Raw genomic sequence first — 20944 nt, forward strand, 5'->3', positions numbered from 1 at the left:
CTCTTAAAATGCGTTCTGGATCCAGGCTGGCTGGTCGCCCTCGAACGCAATCACATCGAATCGGCAGGCCTGATTGGCCTCGTTGATGGCATGTTGCTTCAAATAGTGGCGCGCTGCCAGCATGATCTTGTGCTGTTTGCTGCGGGTGACCGAGCTGGCGGCCCCGCCATGGCTGCCGGTGGCCCGGTAGCGCACCTCAACAAACACCAGGGTCTGGCCCTGGTGCATGATGAGATCTATTTCACCGCCACGACAGCGGTAGTTGCGAGCTACCGGTTGCAGGCCCCGGGCCTGCAACCAGCGTTCAGCGACGTGTTCAAAGTGCTGTCCCTTGCTCGTTGGTGAGGGGAACAGGCTCGGCAACTGCTGGCGTATCCGTTTCCATAGTTCCTTCATTGGAGGGCTCCTCCAGTTGCTGAACGGCGTTCTCGTCGACCAGTTTGCCGTTCTGGTAAGTACCCCAGCTCAGCATCCGCACGATATTGCCCTGGGCATCCACGCTCAGCTGACCGCTCATGCCGGCCTGCTGCATGCCACCCACCTTGCGCATCTGCTGCAGGTTCTCAGCCAGACTGACGGCATCGTAGCCCATGGCAAACAGACGCAGCAGGTCACCCTGAGTCTGCGGCCAGAGCAGGGCGATCTGCTCGCGCTGTTTCTCGTAGCCGCCCAGCAGCAGCGGCATATCGGCGATATGCATGCCGTTGAGCTCGGAGGCGACCTCGGTTGCGGCGCTGTCGTAGCCACGGGAGCTGGTGTAGATGGGCAGGCTGCCCATCGGATTGACCGAGACATCCACGTAGGGCTTGATCATCCGGGTTTCCAGGCTGTTGGCCACCACATATACGGCATCGATGCTGCGCGGTGCGGCATCAGAGAGTTGCATTACCTCGCCAGCACGGGCGGTAGAGCGGCCGCTCAGGGCATTCTTGACCATTCCCTGTACTTCGTTGCGGGCACCGAAGGTGGCAACGACCGGCTTATCCTGGCTCAGGGTGGCCCAGCTCTGCTCGAACGCCTTGATACTGCTGTAACCGATCCGACCCTGGGCGGCGATCAGCAGCGGTTTGCGGTAGCCCTGGGTGTAAAGGTACTGGGCTGCCTGCGCGGCATCTGCGGCGGCAGAGAGGGAGAAGTAGTAGGTGGTGTCGTTGACGACCGGCTTGTCCAGCTCGTTGAGCGCCAGTACCGGTACGGTCGGATTGGCCTTGAGCAGCTCCTCGACCCGATCTTTCAGCAGCGGGCCGATGATCATGTCTGCCCCTTCCTGAATCGCCTGCTTATAAAGGTCGCCGGTCGACTTGCTCTGGGTGTCGTAGAAGTTCAGGGTGAATTGCCCCTGATTTTCCTTATAAGACATCAGCATACCATTACGGATGGCGGCGCCCTGCGGCTCCAGATTGCCGGAGAGGGGCAGCAGCACAGCGATCTGTTGCACCGAGGTGCTGGCAGTTGCGGCGAGATCGCCCAATCCTGCCGGCATATCCTTCTGAGCCGGATGGTTGGGGAAGTCGCGCTTCCAGCCTGCCAGCTGACGGGCCAGCAGGTTTGGCTGGGCGCCAAACTCGTTGACCAGTGCCGCCAGTCGCAACCAGCCGGTGGTCACGTCAGGTGCTTGGGCCTCTTCCAGCGCTTGCAGGGTGGAGGGGGTCATGCTTTTGAGCAACGACCAAATCTGCTGATGGTTGGTCGCCTGCTCGCTCTGATTGAGGTAGGGCTCCAGTGCAATCAACGATTTGGCTGCGCCAAACTTGTTGTTGATGTCGAGCTGCAGCACTACGCGCTGGCGATACCAATCCTTCTGGGTATCGGCATCCAGCACCACCTCGGGTTTGCCTTCCAACAGGATCAGCGCCTGATTGGCGTGGCCTTGCGCCAGCAACAGATGGGCTTGCAGCAGTTGCAACTGCGCCTTCTGAACGGGATCCTTGGCCTGCTTCTGCAATTGCTGGAACAGTGCCGAGGCCGGTTTGGCCTGGCCCAGCGCCAGATAGCTGCGTGCCGCCAGCATCTGCCAGGTAAAGGACTCGGCCGGTTTGGCGGGGTCCACCTGCTCAAGATACCACTGGGCATTCTTGGTCAGATTGGAGAACGCAGAGGGCATGCCTGACTGCCCTGACGGTTGATTGGGCTCCGACGCACAGGCGGCGAGCAGTACTGCCGCGAGTATGATGCCGAAGAGTCGTGATACACTTAGCTGCTTTGTAACCCGGTTCAAGTTCATTCCCCGACCAGTGTTGAAGTTCCCCATAGTGTAAACGGGCCAATATGGCGACACAATTGTCGGGGCACTCGGAGATCCCATGAGTGACATCCCAACCCTGTATATAGTCCCCACTCCGATCGGCAATCTGGCGGACATCACCCAGCGTGCATTGGACATTTTACGCAGTGTCGATCTGGTGGCAGCCGAAGATACCCGTCATACCGGTATCCTGCTCAGCCACTACCAAATCTCGGTGCCGACCTTCGCCCTGCACGATCATAACGAGCAGCAGAAAGCCGATGTGCTGATCGGCCGGATCAAAGAGGGCAAGAGTGTTGCGCTGGTCTCCGATGCCGGCACCCCGCTCATCAGCGACCCCGGTTATCACTTGGTCACCCGCTGTCGTGAAGCCGGGGTCAAGGTGGTGCCGCTGCCCGGTCCCTGTGCTGCCATCACCGCTCTGAGCGCGGCCGGTCTGCCCACCGATCGATTTGCCTTTGAGGGCTTCCTGCCCGCCAAGAGCAAGGGGCGCGATGATCGCCTGCAAGCCGTTATCGAAGACACCCGCTCGCTGGTGTTCTACGAATCCCCGCGCCGTGTGCAGGATGCAGTGGAAGCGATTGCTCGCATTCTCGGCGAGCGTCAGGTGGTGGTGTGTCGCGAGCTGACCAAGACCTTTGAGTCGATTCACGGTCTGCCAGCCTCCGAAATGCTGACCTGGCTGGGCGAGGATGACAACCGCTGCCGCGGCGAGATCGTGCTGGTCGTGGCTGGCGCCTCCAAAGAGGAAGAGAATCTGCCAGCCGAGGCGATCCGTACTCTGGGTCTGCTGGTGACCGAACTGCCACTGAAAAAAGCGGCCGCCCTGACCGCCGAGATCCACGGCGTGAAGAAGAATGCCCTCTATAAATACGGTCTCGAGCACTATTGAGTCGGTGGAATAGGCCGGCAGACTGTTTTTTGACCTGAGCAATCCCTTGTATCGACAATCAGTCAGCCTGTAAACGGGGGCCAAAGCGCGATAAATGGCTGTAAACGGGAATTGCCGGTTTACCCCGTGCGTATCGCAAGGCTATAATCCGCGCCTCGGAGTTGGCTGGGCAATCGCTGCTTCGTCGTTGTGTCCCTCGGGACTGACGGGCGGAGGGGAGGAAAGTCCGGGCTTCACAGGGCAGGGTGCCAGGTAACGCCTGGGGGGCGTGAGCCTACGACCAGTGCAACAGAGAGCAGACCGCCGATGGCCCGCAAGGGATCAGGTAAGGGTGAAAGGGTGCGGTAAGAGCGCACCGCGCGACTGGTAACAGTTCGTGGCACGGTAAACTCCACCCGAAGCAAGACCAAATAGGCCCCTATTGGCGCGGCCCGCGTTGGGGGCGGGTAGGTTGCTTGAGCCAGCGAGCGATTGCTGGCCTAGAGGAATGATTGCTACCCGGGGCAACCCGGTACAGAACCCGGCTTACAGGCCGACTCCGACCTCATTGCGAAGAGTCCCGCGATTTATCGCGGGGCTCTTTTTTATGCATGAGAAAATATGGCTTCGGTGACAGGATATTTTCAGCCTTGTCATTTTGAATGAAATTATATGTTTTAAATCAATCGAATAGTTTCGTATTTGGCACGATGGCAGCGATAGATGGTGATAGAACCCAGGATGGTTGTTCGCACCCGCATATTGTGTGTGTTCTCAGTTCATTCACTTATTTCAATTAATCACCAGAGTTTAACGCCAAATAACTTGTGGAAAATCAACCCACTCAATCCGCGGTATGCAATTGCTGCGTCAATATGTTCCCTCTGTCCCATCTCCTTGCTTGAAAAGCCCCCTGCACGTCCTTAAACTTCAAGGTGGGGAAAAGTGGATCAAAGTGGTTTTTAGAGGGGCAATCTGCCTGCTCACTCACCTTCAGGGACTGCAATTTGTTGCGTGGCGCTCATGCCATCAGCCTGGACAGTAAAGGGCGGCTGGCAATTCCGACCAAATTTCGTGATTGGCTGCGCGATGAAAGCGACGGCCAGCTGGTCTGCACCATCGATATTGCCCATCCCTGTCTGCTGCTTTATCCCCTGAATGAATGGGAAGAGGTCGAGCGCAAGCTCAAGACTCTCTCCAGCATGAATCCGCAAGAGCGCCGTTTGCAGCGACTGCTGCTGGGACATGCAACCGAATGCGAGCTGGATGGCAATGGCCGTCTGCTGCTCAGTCAGCCACTGCGCAACCATGCGGGGCTGGACAAGAAAATCATGCTGGTGGGCCAGCTCAACAAGTTTGAGCTGTGGGATGAAGCCCGCTGGCAACAACAGGTCAATGACGACATCTTGGGTCTGCCCGGGGACGATTGGGCAAGCTCACCACGACTACAGGATTTCTCTTTATAAATGACCCAAGCCGCTGAACACATCACAGTGCTGCTGCACGAAGCCGTTGAAGGTCTGGCCATCAAGCCGGACGGTGTCTACGTCGACGGTACTTTTGGCCGTGGTGGTCATTCTCGTCTGATCCTGCAGCACCTTGGCCCCAATGGCCGCCTGATCGCCATCGACCGCGATCCCCAAGCGATTGCCGAGGCCGCCAAGATCCAGGATCCCCGTTTCGAAATCGTGCACGGCCCCTTCTCCGGCATCGCCTCCTATCTGGATGAGCGCGGTTTGCTGGGCAAGGTGGATGGCTTCCTGCTGGATCTGGGGGTCTCTTCACCCCAGCTGGATGATGCCGAGCGCGGCTTCAGCTTTATGAAAGATGGTCCGCTCGATATGCGGATGGACCCCACCTCCGGTCAGAGCGCCGCCGAGTGGCTGGCCAAGGCCGATGTGGATGACATCGCCTGGGTGCTGAAGACCTTCGGTGAGGAGCGTTTTGCCAAGAAGATCGCCCGCGCCATCGTGCATGACCGTGTGACCGAGCCTTATGTGCGTACCCGCCAACTGGCGGAGATGATTGCCCGGGTCAATCCGAGCAAGGAGAAGGGCAAGCATGCTGCAACCCGCAGCTTCCAGGCCATTCGCATATATATCAACAGCGAGCTGGACGAGATCGAAACCGCGCTCAACGGTGCACTGGAAGTGCTGGCACCACATGGCCGTCTGTCGGTGATCAGCTTCCATTCACTGGAAGACCGCTTGGTGAAGCACTTTATTCGCAAACACGAGAAGGGGCCGGAAGTGCCTTACGGCATTCCGTTGACCGAGGCCCAGCTGGCTGGCGGTCGCAAATTGAAGTCGGTCGGCAAGGCACTCAAGCCTTCTGATCATGAAGTATCTGAAAACAGCCGGTCACGCAGCTCGGTGCTGCGGGTTGCCGAACGGCTGGCGGAGTAAGCGATGAGCGAAGTGCGTGTTCATCTGGCCAAGGAGATCGTTGCCGATCTCTGGCGGCACAAGCTGCAGATTTTTCTGTCGGTCGCCGTGCTGGTGACTGCGTTTGCCGTGATCCTGGTGACCAATATGACCCGTGGTCTGACGGCCAAGCAGAACGATCTGATGGCGGAAGAGGATCGCCTCAATATCGAATGGCGCCACCTGTTGCTGGAACAGGGCACCCTGGCTGAACACTCCCGGGTGGCGAGTCTGGCGATGGACAAGTTGCAGATGGGTCGTCCGCTGGTGACCACCGAGAAGGTAATTACCCAACCATGAAACGCAAGGCTACAGCCAAAGCTGCCAAAGCGAATGTCAAAGCGCCATCGATCTATCCGTGGCGCTTTCGCACGCTTGCGGTGTTTATCGGCATCGCGTTTGTGGGTCTGATCCTGCGTCTGGCCTGGATCCAGGTGATCAATCCGGATCGTCTGCGTCAGGAAGGGGACATGCGTTCCCTGCGTACCACCTCTACCCAGGCGGTGCGCGGCATGATCACCGATCGCAACGGTGAGCAACTGGCAGTATCGGTACCGGTCGAGGCGGTCTGGGCCGATCCCAAGACCGTGCACGAATCCGGCGCCATCAATAACGAGCGAGCCTGGCTGGCGCTCTCCGCCGTGCTCAAGCTCGACATCAATACCCTCAAACACCGTATCGCCAACCCCAGCAAGCGTTTCGTCTATCTGCAGCGTCAGGTTACTCCTGCGGTGGCGGAATATATCAAGGGGCTCAAGCTGGGTGGCGTCTATCTGCGCCCCGAAGCGCGCCGCTTCTATCCGACTGGCGAAATCAGTGCCCATCTGGTGGGGGTGACCAACATCGATGGCAGCGGTATTGAAGGGATCGAGCGCAGCTACAACGAATGGCTGACGGCGACACCCGGCGAAATGAGGGTGCGCAAGGATCGTCAGGGGCGCGTCATCGAGCGGCTTGGCATCGTCAAAGAGGGCAAGAACGCCAACGATCTGCAGCTCAGTATCGATCAGCGGGTGCAGGCATTGGCCTACCGTGCCCTCAAGCGGGCAACCGACGAGAACAAGGCGACCTCCGGCTCCATGGTGATGCTGGATATCAAGACAGGTGAAGTACTCGCCATGGTCAACACCCCCTCCTATAACCCGAACAACCGTGGCCAGTATCAGAGCTTCCGGGTACGCAACCGGGTGGTAACCGATACTTATGAGCCGGGTTCGACCGTCAAGCCATTGATTTTGCTCAGTGCTTTGCAGGCAGGTGTCACCAGCTGGAAAGATTTCATTCCCGGTGGTCCGCTCTTTATCGGTGCCAAGCAGATCAAGGACGTCAGTATCCACAAGGCGACCAACCTCTACGATATCCTGCGTTACTCCTCCAACATTGGTATGTCGCGCATCGCGCTGCGGATGCCGGCGCAAGAGATGATCAACACCCTCAGCATGTTCGGTTTCGGCATGGATACCGGCAGCGGGCTGATGGGCGAGAGTAGCGGCATGTTGCCCCAGCGTCGTCGCTGGTCCGATATCGAGCGGGCAACCCTCTCGTTCGGTTATGGTCTGCGAGTCACCCCGCTGCAGCTGGCTTCCGCCTACGCCACCCTGGCCAACAAGGGCAAACGGGTGCCGCTCTCCATCGTCAAGGTGACTACGCCGCCCAAGGGTGAGCAGGTTATCGATCACAACAACGCCGCTGCCATGTTGCAGGCGCTGGAGTATGTGGTCGACAACGCCATTCCAAAAGCCAAGATCCCGGGCTATCGGGTCGGTGGCAAGAGTGGTACCGCCAAGGTCGCCGTCGCCGGTGGCTATGGCAAGGATTACATGGCCTGGTTTGCCGGTTTCGCACCCGCCAGTGATCCCCGTTTCGTCATGGTGGTGGTGATCAACGAGCCAAAAGGCAGCGCCTACTATGGCGGCGCCGTGGCGACTCCACCGTTTGCAGAGGCCATGGGCGGGGTGCTGCAGCTCTTCAATATTCGTCCCGATGCGGTGCCGCCAGCGGTGCCCACCAAACTTGCCCGTACGGAGGCTTCTCTTGTCCCGCGCACTTGATGCATTACTGCGCCCCTTCGGTATCCAGGCGCCGGCGCTCACCCTGACCGATATCCAGCTGGATAGTCGGCGGGTTGGCCCCGGCTCGCTCTTCGTGGCCATTCGTGGTCATCAGGTGGATGGCAGACGGTTTATCGAACAGGCGGTGGCTCAGGGAGCGACCGCTGTTGTGTTTGAGGAGGATGGTGAATTTATCCCACCATCGACTCCGGTTCCCTGTATCGGGATGCGGGATCTGCCTGCTCACCTCTCAGCACTCGCAGGTACCTTCTACGACCAGCCAGCGAACAAGCTGCAACTGGTCGGGATCACCGGCACCAACGGCAAGAGCACTACGGCGCTGCTGGTCGCCAACTGGCGCACCCTGCTGGGTGGCAAGGCGGGTGTGATGGGCACCATCGGCAACGGCCTGTTCGGCAATTTGATCGAAGCGGAAAATACCACCGGCAGCGCCGTGCAGGTGCAAGCCAATCTGGCTGCGCTGCAAGATCAGGGCGCGGACCTGGTAGCGATGGAGGTTTCAAGCCACGGTCTGGTGCAGCATCGCGTCGCCGCGCTGCCGTTTGCCGCCGCTGTTTTTACCAACCTGAGCCGGGATCACCTCGACTACCACGGCACCATGGAGGCCTATGGCGCCGCCAAGGAGCAGCTGTTGCAGCTGGTCGATGAGTCGAATGCGGTGATCAACCGTGATGACGAGTTGGGTGCCAAGTGGCTCGAAAAATACCCGGCAGCGGTGGCCTTCAGTGTGGATGGCCCGATTGAACACCATTCTGGCCGTCAATTAACGGCGCAGCAGCTCGATTTTCACCAGCAAGGTTTTCGCGCGCAGATTAACTCCAGCTGGGGGAATGGTGTATTATCCGCCCCCTTGCTCGGGCGCTTCAACGTCAGCAATGTGCTGGCCGCGATGGGTGTGATGCTGGTGCTCGGTTACGACTTCAACGAGCTGCTGGCGACAGCGCCTCAGTTGCAGCCGGTGACCGGTCGCATGGAGTGTTTCGGCGGTGGTGATACGCCGCTGGCGGTGGTCGATTACGCCCACACCCCGGATGCGCTGGAGAAGGCATTGCAGGCCCTGCGGGTGCACTGCACAGGGCAGCTCTGGTGTCTGGTCGGTTGTGGTGGCGACCGCGATCGCGGCAAGCGCCCCATGATGGCCGCTATGGCCGAGCAGTATGCGGATCGCGTGATCCTGACCGACGACAATCCCCGTACCGAGGAGCCGGCCCGGATCATGGCCGACATGGTGGCGGGTCTTCGCGATCCTGCTGCGGTGCAGGTGGAGCACGACCGGGTCAAGGCGATTTCGCTGGCCATCGGTCAGGCGAGCAAACAGGACATCATCCTGGTGGCCGGTAAGGGTCACGAGGATTATCAGATCATTGGAACCGACAAGCGGCACTACAGCGACCGGGAAACCGTCGCGGCCGCCTTGCACACATTATTGGAGTCATTCAAATGATGACCCTCAGGCTTGCCGAGCTGGCGCAGGTACTCGATGCCCGTCTGATTGGTAACGATGGCGAGATCACCGTCGTTAGTACCGACACCCGCACTCTGGGCGCGGGTGCCCTGTTCGTTGCCCTGCGCGGCGAGCGCTTCGATGCCCACGATTTTTGCGAGCAGGCCGTTCAGGCAGGGGCCTCTGCCCTGCTGGTCGAGCGCGAACTGCCGCTGGCAATCACCCAGCTGGTGGTGACCGACAGTCTGAAGGGACTGGGCCGTCTCGGCAAACTGGTGCGTGAGCGCATCAATCCGAAAGTGCTGGCCATTACCGGCAGCTGCGGCAAGACCACGGTGAAGGAGATGGCAACCGCCATCCTGCGCAACGAAGGGGAAGTACTGGCCACCGCTGGCAACTTCAACAACGAGGTGGGCGTGCCGCTCACCCTGCTGCGCCTCGAGCCGAAGCACAAGTTTGCGGTGATGGAGCTGGGGGCCAACCATCCGGGCGAGATCGCCTGGACTACCTCGCTGGCCAAACCCGATGCCGCCATCATCAACAACGTGGCGGCGGCCCATCTGGAGGGCTTCGGCTCGCTGGAAGGCGTGTTTCACGCCAAGAGCGAAATCTTTGAGGGGCTGAGCGAAGGCGGCACCGCCATCGTCAATGCCGACAACGAATTCTGGCCGAAGTGGCGGGAACGCGGCATTCAGTGCGCCTTCTCCATCGAAGATCAGAGCCAGCCGTTCCATGCGCGCAACCTTGTACTCAACGAACAAGGCTGCGCCGAGTTCGTGATGGTGACCCCGCAAGGCGAGCTGAGCCTGACTCTGGCGATCCCGGGTCGCCACAACGTGGCCAATGCGTTGGCTGCCGCCTCGGGCTGTCTGGCCCTCGGCGCATCCCTCGACTCTGTCAAGGCGGGGCTGGAACAGATGGCACCGGTCAAGGGGCGCTTCTGCGTGCAGCGCTGGGGCGGTCTGACCTTGGTGGATGATACCTACAATGCCAGCGTGGAGTCCGTGCTGGCGGGCATCGATGCCCTGACCGCCATGGGTGGTTTCAAGGTGCTGGTGTTCGGTGATATGCGGGAACTGGGTGAGGAGTCTGCCGAGCAACACGCCCGGGTTGGCCGTCATGCCCGCGAGCGTGGTCTGGATGCCGTGCTGACAGTGGGGGAAGAGAGTCGCCACACCGCAGATGCCGCGGTTGGCCGACATTTCGATAACAAGGCGTCGTTGTTTGAAGTGCTTGCGCAAATGATAAATACACATCAGGAAATTTCGATTCTGGTCAAGGGGGCACGTGGCTCCCGCATGGAAGATATCGTCGAGATGGTCAAAGACCGTCAGGAGTCAGCCACATGCTAGTCTGGCTGGCCGAACTGCTCACCCCGCACTTCACCTTCTTCAACGTCTTCTCCTACCTGACGTTTCGCGCCATCCTGTCGATCATTACCGGACTGGGGGTTGCCCTCTGGATGGGGCCACGCCTGATCCGTCGCCTGCAGATCCTGAAATTCGGTCAAGTGATCCGCAACGACGGTCCCGAGTCCCACCTCAGCAAGCGGGGTACCCCGACCATGGGTGGCCTGATGATCATTGCTGCGATTTTCACGTCTGTGCTGCTTTGGTGCCGCCTCGACAACCCCTATGTCTGGCTGGTGCTGTTTGTGCTGGGTGCCTATGGCGCCATCGGCTTTGCCGACGACTACCTCAAGGTGGTGCGCAAGAATACCGACGGCCTGATCGCGCGCTGGAAGTATTTCTGGCAATCCGCGGTAGCGCTGGCGGTGGCTGTGTTCCTCTATGCGACCGCAACCCATGAGGGACAGACTCAGCTGGTAGTGCCTTTCCTCAAGGATGTGATGCCGCAGCTTGGCCTGATGTTTATCGTGCTGACCTACTTTGTCATCGTCGGTACCTCCAATGCGGTCAACCTGACCGACGGTCTCGACGGCCTGGCCATCATGCCGACCGTGATGGTGGCGGGGGGCTTTGCCCTGATCGCCTGGGCTACCGGTAACGTCAACTTTGCCAGCTACCTGCACATTCCCTACGTGCCCTATACCTCCGAGCTGGTGATCGTCTGTACCGCCATCGTCGGGGCGGGTCTGGGGTTCCTCTGGTTCAACACCTATCCGGCGCAAGTATTCATGGGGGACGTTGGTTCCCTGGCGCTGGGCGGCGCGCTCGGCACCATCGCCGTGTTGGTCCGTCAGGAGTTCCTGCTGGTGATCATGGGCGGTGTCTTTGTGATGGAGACCGTCTCGGTGATCCTGCAGGTGGGTTCATACAAGCTGCGCGGCGTGCGGATCTTCCGCATGGCGCCGATCCATCACCACTACGAGAAGAAGGGCTGGCCGGAGCCGCGCGTCATCGTGCGCTTCTGGATCATCACCCTCGTGCTGGTGCTGCTGGGTCTTGCCACCCTGAAGGTGAGGTAAGGCCATGGTCATCATCATCGGATTGGGCAAAACCGGACTCTCCTGTGTCGATTACTTCCTCGGCCGTGGCGTGACGCCACTGGTGATGGATACCCGCGCCAACCCGCCCGGCAAGGATCAACTGCCGCCGGAGGTGGAGCTGATCCACGGGCTCGACGAGGCGCTGCTCAAGCAGGCGCACATGATCGTCGCGAGCCCGGGTATCGCGCTGGCGACCCCCGAACTGAAAGCGGCTGCCGAGTGTGGCGTGCAGATCGTCGGTGATATCGAGCTGTTTGTGCGCGAGACCCAGACCCCGGTCATCGCCATTACCGGCTCCAACGGCAAGAGCACCGTCACTACCCTGGTGGGCGAGATGATTGCCGAAGCCGGCCTCAATGTCGGTGTGGGCGGCAATATCGGCACGCCTGCGCTGGAGCTGCTCAAGCTGCCGATGGATCTCTGCGTGCTGGAGCTCTCCAGCTTCCAGCTGGAAACTACTCACAGTTTGCGTGCTGCTGCATCCGTGGTGCTGAACCTCTCAGAAGATCACATGGATCGCTATCAGGGCATGGCCGACTATCGCGCCGCCAAGATGGAGATCCATCAGCACTCCAAACACATTCTGGTCAATCGTGACGATGCCCAGACCCTGCCCGATGTGGGTCAGGTGTGGCAGAGCTTTGGTCTCGATTGCAATGGCTATGGCCGTTGCCTGCTGGATGGCCGCTACTGGTTGACGTTGCACGGTGAACCACTGTTGGCGGTAGACGAGATGAAGATCGTCGGTGCCCACAATCAGGCCAACGCGCTGGCCGCCATGGCGCTGTGTGATGCGGTCGGCATTCCTCGTGCGGCTCAGCTTACCGTGCTGCGTCGCTTTGAAGGCTTGCCACACCGTGCCCGCTTCGTGCGGGAGGTGAACGGGGTGCGCTGGATCAACGACTCCAAGGCCACCAACGTGGGAGCCACGCTGGCTGCCGTTGCCGGTGTGCGCGAGTCGGTCAAGGGGCGCCTGCTGTTGCTGGCCGGTGGTCAGGGCAAGGGACAGGATTTTGGCCCGATACAGGCGCTGCTGGGTAACCAGATCGATCACATGTACTGCTTCGGTCAGGATGCCGAGGTGCTGCTGGCTCTAGGCGAGCAGACCGAACGGGTGGCCGACCTGGCCGCAGCGGTTGCCAAAGCGGCGGCCGATGCCAAGCCCGGTGACTGGGTGCTGCTGGCGCCAGCCTGTGCCAGCCTCGATCAGTTCAAGTCGTTCGAGGTGCGCGGCGATCGCTTCACCGAGATGGTGCTGGCACTATGAACGCCCTTCGCGCAGCAGCAGGTCTGTTCCAGCGCTGGTTGTTACCGGCGCGTCCTGCCGGTCTCTACGATCGGCAGCTGGTACTGCTGGCACTCTCCCTGATGGCGGTCGGGGTGGTCATCGTGGCCTCGGCGTCGATCCCCGAGGGGATTGCGCTGGGGGATGACCCCTTCATGTTTGTGAAGCGTCACGCCCTGTTTCTGGTGATGGCGCTCGGTATCTCCTGGTTTGTGTTGCAGGTGCCGATGGCGCGCTGGCAACAGCACAACGGCCCCATGCTGCTGCTGGCGATCTTGATGCTGGTGCTGGTGCTGCTGGTGGGCCGCAACGTCAACGGTGCGGTGCGCTGGTTGCCGCTCGGCCCCTTCAACCTGCAACCTGCCGAGTTTGGCAAGCTGGCGCTGTTTGTCTATCTGGCCGGTTATCTGGTGCGGCGCCAGAGTGAAGTGCGCGAAGCCTGGATCGGCTTCCTGAAACCGCTGGCGGTGTTCGGGGTGCTGGCGGTCTTGCTGCTGTTGCAGCCTGACCTGGGTTCCACCGTGGTGATGTTCGTCACCTCGTTCGGCATGCTGTTTCTGGCCGGTGCCCGACTGGGACAGTTTTTGACCCTGATCGGCGCGGGTCTCGGCTCTGTGGTGATGCTGATCATCGTCGAGCCCTACCGGATGCGGCGGGTGACCTCCTTTATGGATCCCTGGGCCGATCCGTTCGGCAGCGGCTACCAGTTGACCCAGTCGCTGATGGCGTTTGGCCGTGGCAGCTGGTTTGGCGAAGGGCTTGGCAACTCCATCCAGAAGATGGAGTACTTGCCGGAAGCGCACACCGACTTCGTGTTTGCGATCCTCGGTGAAGAGCTGGGTTACGTCGGGGTGCTGGGCGCCCTGTTCCTGATTTTTGCGCTGGCGGTCAAGGCGCTCAAGCTGGGGCATCGCGCGCTGGTGGCCGACCGGCTCTATGACGGTTATCTGGCCATCGGCATCGGCATCTGGTTCAGCTTCCAGACCTTCGTTAACGTCGGCGCGGCCAGCGGCATGATGCCAACCAAGGGCTTGACCCTGCCGCTGGTAAGTTACGGTGGTTCCAGTCTCATCATCATGTCGGTGGCGGTGAGCATGTTGATTCGAATCGATTTTGAGTTGCGTCAGGCGACAGCCCAGGCGCGCGTGCGGGAGGTTTAGTGAGCAAGACTCTGTTGGTGATGGCAGGTGGTACCGGTGGGCATGTGTTCCCCGGTCTGGCCGTGGCCGATCGCCTGAAGGCCCAGGGCTGGACTGTCCACTGGCTCGGCACTGCCGACCGAATGGAGGCGGAGCTGGTGCCCGCCCACGGTTATCCCATCTCCTTCATCGATATTCAGGGGGTGCGTGGCAACGGCATCAAGCGACTGCTGGTGGCGCCCTATCGCATCGTCAAATCGATCCTGCAGGCGCGTCAGGTACTCAAGACCGTTCGTCCTGATGTGGTGCTCGGCATGGGCGGTTTTGCTTCCGGCCCGGGTGGCGTGGCGGCCTGGTTCTCCGGCATCCCGTTGCTGCTCCATGAGCAGAATGCTGCTGCTGGCATGACCAACAAGTTGCTGGCCCGTATCGCCAGGCGGGTGTTGATGGCATTTCCGGGCGCCTTCGCGCCGAGCCGTCGCACCGCCGTGGTGGGCAATCCGGTGCGTCCCGAAGTGGTCGCCCTGCCGGATCCGCAACTGCGCAGCGGGGATGAGCCACTGCATCTGCTGATCGTGGGTGGCAGTCTGGGGGCGCGGGTGCTCAACGAGCAGGTACCTGCTGCGGTGGCTGCATCCGGCGTGCCCATTGAAGTGCGTCACCAGTGTGGCAAGGGCAATGCCGAGACAGTGTCTGCTGCCTATGCCCAGCACGGCATAAATGCCGAGGTGAGCGAATTTATCAAGGATATGGCCAGCGCCTACGCCTGGGCCGACCTGGTGGTCTGCCGTGCCGGTGCGCTGACTGTTTCCGAAGTGGCTGCAGCCGGTGTGGCTGCCATTTTCGTGCCGCTGCCCCATGCGGTGGATGATCACCAGACCCGTAACGCCCTGACCCTGGTCGACGGCGGAGCGGCCGAGTTTCTGCCCCAGTCCGAGCTGAACACAGCCTCACTGGCGGCACGCTTGACCTGGTTGGCTGGTCGCCGGGAGACCCTGTTTAACATGGCGAAAGCGGCTCGACGCGTCGCCATCACCGATGCAGCCGAGCGGGTTGCAGATGAGTGCAAACAGCTCGCAACCGGGCTGCGTGGTAAAGATTGATGAGCAAGGTTGCAGCGGTGACACCGGGCAGCCTTGTACCTGTATGTATTGATGCCGCCGTGCAGCCGCGCTTTGACGGCACATGGCCTGCGGCAGACTAAAGAGACGATTATGACCAAGGTTGAACTGGCAAAACTGCGTACTGTGATCCCCGAAATGCGCCGCGTGCGTCGCATCCACTTTATCGGCATCGGTGGTGCCGGTATGGGCGGGATCGCCGAAGTGCTTGCCAACGAAGGGTATCAGGTAACGGGTTCTGATCTGGCTCGCAACGCCGTGACCGAGCGGTTGGCCGGACTGGGCGCCCACATCTTTGTCGGCCACAGTGCCGAACACGTTGAGGGTGCCAGCGTGGTGGTGGTCTCTACCGCCATCAAGCAGGACAACCCGGAGCTGCTGGCTGCCCGTGAACTGCGGATCCCGGTCGTGCGCCGCGCCGAGATGCTGGCCGAGCTGATGCGTTTCCGTCACGGTATCGCCATCGCCGGTACCCACGGCAAAACCACCACCACCAGTCTGGTGGCGAGCATCTATGCCGAAGCCGACCGCGACCCGACCTTCGTCATCGGTGGCCTGCTCAACAGTGCCGGCACCAATGCCCGCCTGGGCAGCAGCCGCTACCTGATTGCCGAGGCGGACGAGAGCGACGCCTCTTTCCTGCATCTGCAGCCGATGGTCTCTATCGTGACCAACATCGAAGCGGATCACATGGATACCTACGGCGGTGACTTCTCCAAGCTGAAGGCCACCTTCATCGAGTTTCTGCACAATCTGCCCTTCTACGGGCTGGCGGTGGTCTGCATCGATGATCCGGTGATCCGTGGCATGTTGCCCGAGATTGCTCGCCCGACCCTGACCTACGGTCTCTCTGACGACGCCGATGTGCAGGTGCTGGATTTTGTCCAGACCACCAACCACAGCTGCTTCCGTGTTCGCCGCAAAGAGGCCGGTGAGCTGCAGGTGACCCTCAATTTGCCGGGTATTCACAACGCATTGAACGCCGCAGCGGCGATAGCTGTCGCGACAGAGGACGGTGTTAGCGACGAGGCCATCATCTCTGCTCTGGCCAAATTTGAAGGGGTTGGTCGTCGCTTCCAGCAGTATGGCGAGTTTGAAACCGGTCGCGGTAAGGCGATGCTGGTGGACGATTACGGTCACCACCCAAGCGAAGTGAAGGTCACCATCAACGCCGCCCGCGCCGGTTGGCCCGAGAAGCGTCTGGTGATGGTGTTCCAGCCGCACCGTTATACCCGCACCCGCGACCTCTACGAGGACTTCGCCGATGTGCTCTCCAAGGTAGACGTGCTGGTGATGCTGGAGGTTTATGCTGCCGGTGAGGAGCCGATCCCGGGCGCTGATGGACGGGCACTGTGCCGCTCCATTCGCTCGCGTGGCAACCTGGAACCCATCTTCGTCGCCACGCCAGATGACGTGCCAGCCGTGCTGGCCGACCTGATCGGCGAGGGGGATTTGGTGCTGACTCAAGGCGCCGGGAACGTCGGGGCACTGGCCCGTCGTCTCGGAGAGATGAAATTGAGCATCGATAGCATGAAATCTGGCGCCTGAGGGCCCAATGAGTATTTTGACCGCCAAGCCGGGGCCTATATAATGGCGAACCGGTCTGTCAAAGGCCGGTTTAGCGCGTTACACGGGGATCGATCGGGTGGAGGCAAGGGCACAGGGGCGCACCAAGGGTGGCTTCATCGCAGGGGTAGCGTTTTTCCTGCTGGTGATATGGGGCTGCTACCGGACTGCGCTGGATGTTAAAGGTTGGCTGACAGATGCCAACCGGTTGCCCATGAGCGAGCTGTTGCTGCAGGGGCAACACCAATATTTGCAAACCGAAGAGCTGCGGATGGCCGTGCTGGATGGCGCCGAGCTGCGCAACTTCTTCGAATTGGACGTCAACGAATTGCAGGCACGGCTCAATGCCCTGCCATGGGTGGCCTCGGTCTCGGTACGAAAGAAGTGGCCGAACAAGATCAAGATCTACCTCACGGAACAAGATGTGGCGGCGCGCTGGAATGGCAACCGCTTCGTCAACACCAAGGGCAAGGTATTCAGTGCCCCGGATCGGGTCAAGACGCCGCTGTTGCAGCTGTCAGGGCCGGATGACCAGGCCGCCCGGGTGTTGAAAGAGAGTCGGCAGTACGAGTCGCAACTGGCTGCCAAGGGATACAAGTTGCTGGGGGTGAATCTGACCCCCCGCCATGCCTGGGAACTGACCCTGGATGGCAATATCAAGCTGTTCCTGGGACGCAATGACATTGCGCTCCGGCTGCAGCGGTTTATCGATGCCTTCCCGGTTATCGAACCCCGTGCGCAAGTCGCCTACGTGGATCTTCGATACGATACCGGAATGGCAGTTGGCTGGAAGAAGAGCGAAGAGAAAGTGCATGACCAACACCGCAGATAGGAATTTGATTGTCGGACTGGATATCGGCACAACCAAGGTGGCGGTTCTGGTCGGGGAAGTATTGCCGGACGGTGAACTGAACGTCATCGGTATGGGCAGTCACGCTTCTCGCGGAATGGAGAAGGGCGGGGTCAATGACCTCGACTCCGTGGTCAAGTCACTGCGCCGCGCGGTGGAAGAGGCCGAGATGATGGCAGATTGCCAGATCAGCTCGGTCTATCTGGGGTTGTCCGGCAAGCATATTGATTGCCGCAACGAGACCGGTATGGTGCCCATCTCCGATGAAGAGGTGACCCAGGAGGATGTGGACAACGTGATCCACACCGCCAAGTCGGTTCGCCTCTCCGACGAGCTGCGCGTGCTGCATGTGCTGCCTCAGGAGTTTGCCATCGATTATCAGGAAGGGATCAAGAATCCGGTCGGCCTCTCCGGTGTGCGGATGGCAGCCAAGGTTCACCTGATCACCTGCCATAACGACATGGCCCGCAACATCGAGAAATGTGTGGAGAAGGTCGGTTTGCGTGTGGATCAACTGATCTTCTCCGCGCTGGCCTCCAGCTATGCCGTGTTGACCGAAGACGAGAAAGAGCTGGGTGTCTGCGTGGTGGACATCGGTGGCGGAACCATGGACATGTCGCTGTTTACCGGCGGTGCCCTGCGCCACACCAAGGTGATCCCGTACGCTGGCAGCACTGTGACCAGCGACATCGCCTACGCCTTCGGCACGCCGCCGCTCGACGCGGAAGCGATCAAGGTGCGCTACGGTTGCGCCCTCGGTCGTCTGGTCAGCAAGGAAGACAATATTGAAGTACCCAGTGTCGGCGGTCGCCCGGCGCGCAGCCTGCAACGGCAGACACTGGCTGAAGTGATTGAGCCCCGTTACACCGAGTTGCTCTCCATGGTGAATGATGAGCTGGTGCGGGTACAAAGCGAGTTGAAAGCGCAGGGGGTCAAGCATCAGCTGGCAGCCGGTGTGGTCTTGACCGGCGGCGCTGCCCAGATTGAAGGCATTGTGGAGTGTGCAGAGCAGATCTTCCAGAGCCAGGTCCGGGTGGGAGAGCCCATGAACATACGTGGTTTGAGTGATTACGTGCAGGCACCGGTGTACTCGACTGCGGTCGGGTTGCTGCAATATGGCCGCACCCATCAAGCCACAGGTAGCAACAAAGAATATGCCGCCAAGGCAAGCGTCGGTGGCCTGGTCAAACGGGTTAGCAACTGGCTGCGTGGCGAGTTCTAAGAATTTTGCTGAGTCAGGCAAATAAAGCGGAGAGACAACATGTTTGAATTTATGGATAGCCACACTGACGAAGCCGTCATTAAAGTGATCGGTGTAGGTGGCGGCGGCGGTAACGCTGTCGAACACATGGTTCGTCAAAATATTGAGGGTGTTGAGTTCATTACCGTCAACACCGATGCCCAGGCACTGCGTAACTCCAGCGCCAACACTACCCTGCAGATCGGCGGTGGCATCACCAAGGGTCTGGGTGCCGGCGCCAATCCGGAAGTGGGTCGTGATGCGGCCATGGAAGATCGCGAAGCGCTGCGTGAGCTGCTGACCGGTTCCGACATGGTGTTCATCGCCGCCGGTATGGGTGGTGGTACCGGTACCGGTGCTGCGCCGATCGTGGCCGAAGTGGCCCGCGAGATGGGTATCCTGACCGTTGCTGTGGTGACCAAGCCGTTCTCCTTTGAAGGGAAGAAGCGGATGGGCTTCGCCGCGCACGGTATCGAAGAGCTCTCCAAGAACGTCGACTCCCTGATCACCATCCCCAACGACAAGTTGCTGAAGGTGCTGGGTCGCGGTATCTCCCTGCTGGATGCCTTCAAGGCGGCCAACGATGTACTGCTTGGCGCGGTACAGGGCATTGCCGAGCTGATCACCCGTCCGGGTTTGATCAACGTCGACTTCGCGGACGTGCGTACCGTGATGCGTGAAATGGGTACCGCCATGATGGGTACCGGTTCCGCCTCTGGTGATGACCGTGCCGAAGAAGCGGCCGAGAAAGCCATCTCCAGCCCGCTGCTGGAAGATGTGGATCTGGCCGGTGCCCGTGGCATCCTGGTCAACATCACCGCCGGTATGGACATGACCATCGAAGAGTTCGAAACCGTGGGTAACGCGGTCAAGGCCTTCGCTTCCGAGAACGCCACTGTAGTTGTGGGTACCGTAATCGATCCGGAAATGCACGACGAACTGCGTGTGACCGTGGTTGCTACCGGTATCGGTGCCGAGCGCAAGCCGGACATCACTTTGGTCAAGAGCAGCCAGGTGCAAGAGCGCCCGGTGCGTCAGCCGCTGGTTAGCGACATGATGCAAGGCCGCGTGATGGATGAAGCCCCGGCCAAGGTGGTCAATGCCGAGCCGCAAGCTCGTCGTGAACCGGATTACCTGGATATTCCGGCGTTCCTGCGCAAGCAAGCTGACTAAGCCTCTTATGGCTCTCGTTTGTTTGTTGTTCAAGGAATGTGCTAAGATGGCCTGCCAACGACCATCTGGTCCGGATTTTAAGCTGTTTAGGGTACACCCATGATTAGACAAAGAACCTTGAAAACGAGTGTACAGGCGACTGGTGTCGGCCTGCATTCGGGCCGGAAAGTCACCATGACGTTCCGTCCGGCGCCTGTGAACACAGGGATCGTTTACTTGCGTACCGACCTGAATCCTGTGGTGGAGCTGCCAGCCAATGCCGATCAGGTGCGCGATACCGTGCTCTGTACCGCTCTGGTCAACGAAGCCGGTGTCCGTGTCTCTACCATTGAGCACCTCTCTGCCGCGCTGGCCGGGATGGGGATCGACAACCTCTATGTCGAGGTTGACGCGCCCGAGATCCCGGTAATGGACGGCAGTGCGCATCCCTTTATCTACCTGCTGCAGGAAGTCGGGATCCGTGAGCAGAATGCTGCCAAGCAGTTTGTGCGGATCAAGAAGAGCATCCGGGTTGAAGACGGCGACAAGTGGGCGGAATTCCACCCCTATCGCAACGGCTTCAAGATGGATCTCGAGATCGATTTCCAGCATCCGGTCTTTGAAGGGCGCAATCAGCGTTGCGTACTGGATTTCTCCGGTGCCTCCTTCGTGAAAGAGATCAGCCGTGCCCGTACCTTCGGGTTCATGCGTGATATCGAGTACCTGCGTTCCCAGAACCTGGCGCTGGGCGGAAGCCTGGAAAACGCCGTGGTACTGGACGACTATCGGGTGCTGAACGAAGACGGTTTGCGTTATGAGGACGAGTTCGTCAAGCACAAGATGCTGGACGCGATCGGTGACCTCTACATGTGTAACCGCAGCATCATCGGTGAGTTCCGTGCCTACAAGACCGGACATGCCCTGAACAACAAGCTGCTGCGTGCCTTGCTGGCCGAGCAGGAGGCTTGGGAACTGGTGACCTTCGAGGGTGAGGGCGACAAAGCGCCTATCGCTTACTACGATAACGGTCTGGTTCTGGCCTGATAGCTGTGCAACGGAACGTCGGTCCTCTCTCCGCACCGACGTT

Annotated in this window: 18 protein-coding genes and 1 other RNA gene; 17 read left to right on the forward strand and 2 right to left on the reverse strand. The window is 60.1% G+C overall.

Annotated features, from left to right (window positions below; genetic code table 11):
* Window positions 1–3 precede the first annotated feature (3 nt).
* Together WBR25_RS01795 and WBR25_RS01800 are read right to left on the reverse strand one after the other, a co-directional pair.
* Window positions 4–396, reverse strand: a complete 393-nt coding sequence (locus WBR25_RS01795; RefSeq protein ID WP_129503148.1) for a YraN family protein — start codon at window positions 394–396, stop codon at window positions 4–6.
* Window positions 317–2104 (reverse strand): penicillin-binding protein activator, encoded by a 1788-nt coding sequence (locus tag WBR25_RS01800; protein WP_479749305.1) that lies wholly within the window; start codon window positions 2102–2104, stop codon window positions 317–319. The genes WBR25_RS01795 and WBR25_RS01800 overlap by 80 nt, the downstream gene beginning before the upstream one ends.
* Before the next feature lie 199 nt (window positions 2105–2303).
* Between WBR25_RS01800 and rsmI the strand changes: the two genes are divergently transcribed.
* From rsmI to lpxC, 17 genes are all read left to right on the forward strand, one after another.
* Complete coding sequence (rsmI, locus tag WBR25_RS01805) at window positions 2304–3137, forward strand: 16S rRNA (cytidine(1402)-2'-O)-methyltransferase (protein ID WP_479749306.1); 834 nt, start codon at window positions 2304–2306, stop codon at window positions 3135–3137.
* 157 nt (window positions 3138–3294) lie between these two features.
* Window positions 3295–3681: RNase P RNA component class A (gene rnpB / locus WBR25_RS01810), an RNA gene on the forward strand.
* 442 nt (window positions 3682–4123) lie between these two features.
* Window positions 4124–4582: a division/cell wall cluster transcriptional repressor MraZ gene (mraZ, locus tag WBR25_RS01815; protein WP_013723406.1), complete on the forward strand. Its 459-nt coding sequence runs from the start codon at window positions 4124–4126 to the stop codon at window positions 4580–4582.
* Window positions 4583–5521, forward strand: a complete 939-nt coding sequence (gene rsmH / locus WBR25_RS01820; protein WP_005336168.1) for a 16S rRNA (cytosine(1402)-N(4))-methyltransferase RsmH — start codon at window positions 4583–4585, stop codon at window positions 5519–5521.
* A 3-nt stretch (window positions 5522–5524) separates the two neighbouring features.
* On the forward strand, window positions 5525–5839 hold the full coding sequence (ftsL, locus tag WBR25_RS01825; protein WP_005336166.1) for a cell division protein FtsL: 315 nt from the start codon (window positions 5525–5527) through the stop codon (window positions 5837–5839).
* On the forward strand, window positions 5836–7590 hold the full coding sequence (locus tag WBR25_RS01830) for a peptidoglycan glycosyltransferase FtsI (protein ID WP_005336163.1): 1755 nt from the start codon (window positions 5836–5838) through the stop codon (window positions 7588–7590). Before ftsL ends, WBR25_RS01830 begins: the two co-directional genes overlap by 4 nt.
* Window positions 7523–9055, forward strand: a complete 1533-nt coding sequence (gene murE / locus WBR25_RS01835; RefSeq protein ID WP_479749307.1) for a UDP-N-acetylmuramoyl-L-alanyl-D-glutamate--2,6-diaminopimelate ligase — start codon at window positions 7523–7525, stop codon at window positions 9053–9055. The genes WBR25_RS01830 and murE overlap by 68 nt, the downstream gene beginning before the upstream one ends.
* Complete coding sequence (locus WBR25_RS01840) at window positions 9052–10407, forward strand: UDP-N-acetylmuramoyl-tripeptide--D-alanyl-D-alanine ligase (RefSeq protein WP_144715376.1); 1356 nt, start codon at window positions 9052–9054, stop codon at window positions 10405–10407. The genes murE and WBR25_RS01840 overlap by 4 nt, the downstream gene beginning before the upstream one ends.
* Entirely contained in the window at window positions 10401–11483 is a 1083-nt protein-coding gene (gene mraY, locus WBR25_RS01845) for a phospho-N-acetylmuramoyl-pentapeptide-transferase (RefSeq protein ID WP_005356635.1), read from the forward strand. The genes WBR25_RS01840 and mraY overlap by 7 nt, the downstream gene beginning before the upstream one ends.
* Window positions 11484–11487: 4 nt before the next feature.
* On the forward strand, window positions 11488–12771 hold the full coding sequence (gene murD, locus WBR25_RS01850) for a UDP-N-acetylmuramoyl-L-alanine--D-glutamate ligase (RefSeq protein WP_201938614.1): 1284 nt from the start codon (window positions 11488–11490) through the stop codon (window positions 12769–12771).
* A complete protein-coding gene (gene ftsW, locus WBR25_RS01855) occupies window positions 12768–13949 on the forward strand; it encodes a cell division protein FtsW (protein ID WP_144715372.1) in 1182 nt (393 codons plus the stop codon). The genes murD and ftsW overlap by 4 nt, the downstream gene beginning before the upstream one ends.
* On the forward strand, window positions 13949–15031 hold the full coding sequence (murG, locus tag WBR25_RS01860; protein ID WP_108612400.1) for an undecaprenyldiphospho-muramoylpentapeptide beta-N-acetylglucosaminyltransferase: 1083 nt from the start codon (window positions 13949–13951) through the stop codon (window positions 15029–15031). The genes ftsW and murG overlap by 1 nt, the downstream gene beginning before the upstream one ends.
* 111 nt (window positions 15032–15142) lie before the next feature.
* The gene (murC, locus tag WBR25_RS01865; protein ID WP_005336150.1) at window positions 15143–16597 is read left to right on the forward strand and encodes a UDP-N-acetylmuramate--L-alanine ligase; all 1455 of its coding nucleotides are present in this window, start codon (window positions 15143–15145) and stop codon (window positions 16595–16597) included.
* Window positions 16598–16694: 97 nt separating this feature from the next.
* Entirely contained in the window at window positions 16695–17447 is a 753-nt protein-coding gene (locus WBR25_RS01870) for a cell division protein FtsQ/DivIB (RefSeq protein ID WP_005336149.1), read from the forward strand.
* Window positions 17428–18687 carry a cell division protein FtsA gene (gene ftsA / locus WBR25_RS01875; protein WP_005336148.1) on the forward strand — a complete coding sequence of 420 codons (1260 nt, stop codon included), beginning with the start codon at window positions 17428–17430 and terminating at the stop codon, window positions 18685–18687. Before WBR25_RS01870 ends, ftsA begins: the two co-directional genes overlap by 20 nt.
* 39 nt (window positions 18688–18726) lie before the next feature.
* On the forward strand, window positions 18727–19878 hold the full coding sequence (gene ftsZ / locus WBR25_RS01880) for a cell division protein FtsZ (protein WP_005336147.1): 1152 nt from the start codon (window positions 18727–18729) through the stop codon (window positions 19876–19878).
* A gap of 99 nt (window positions 19879–19977) precedes the next feature.
* A complete protein-coding gene (gene lpxC / locus WBR25_RS01885) occupies window positions 19978–20901 on the forward strand; it encodes a UDP-3-O-acyl-N-acetylglucosamine deacetylase (RefSeq protein ID WP_005336146.1) in 924 nt (307 codons plus the stop codon).
* Window positions 20902–20944: the final 43 nt, after the last annotated feature.

It is taken from the genome of Aeromonas sp. MTB, from assembly GCF_056632455.1.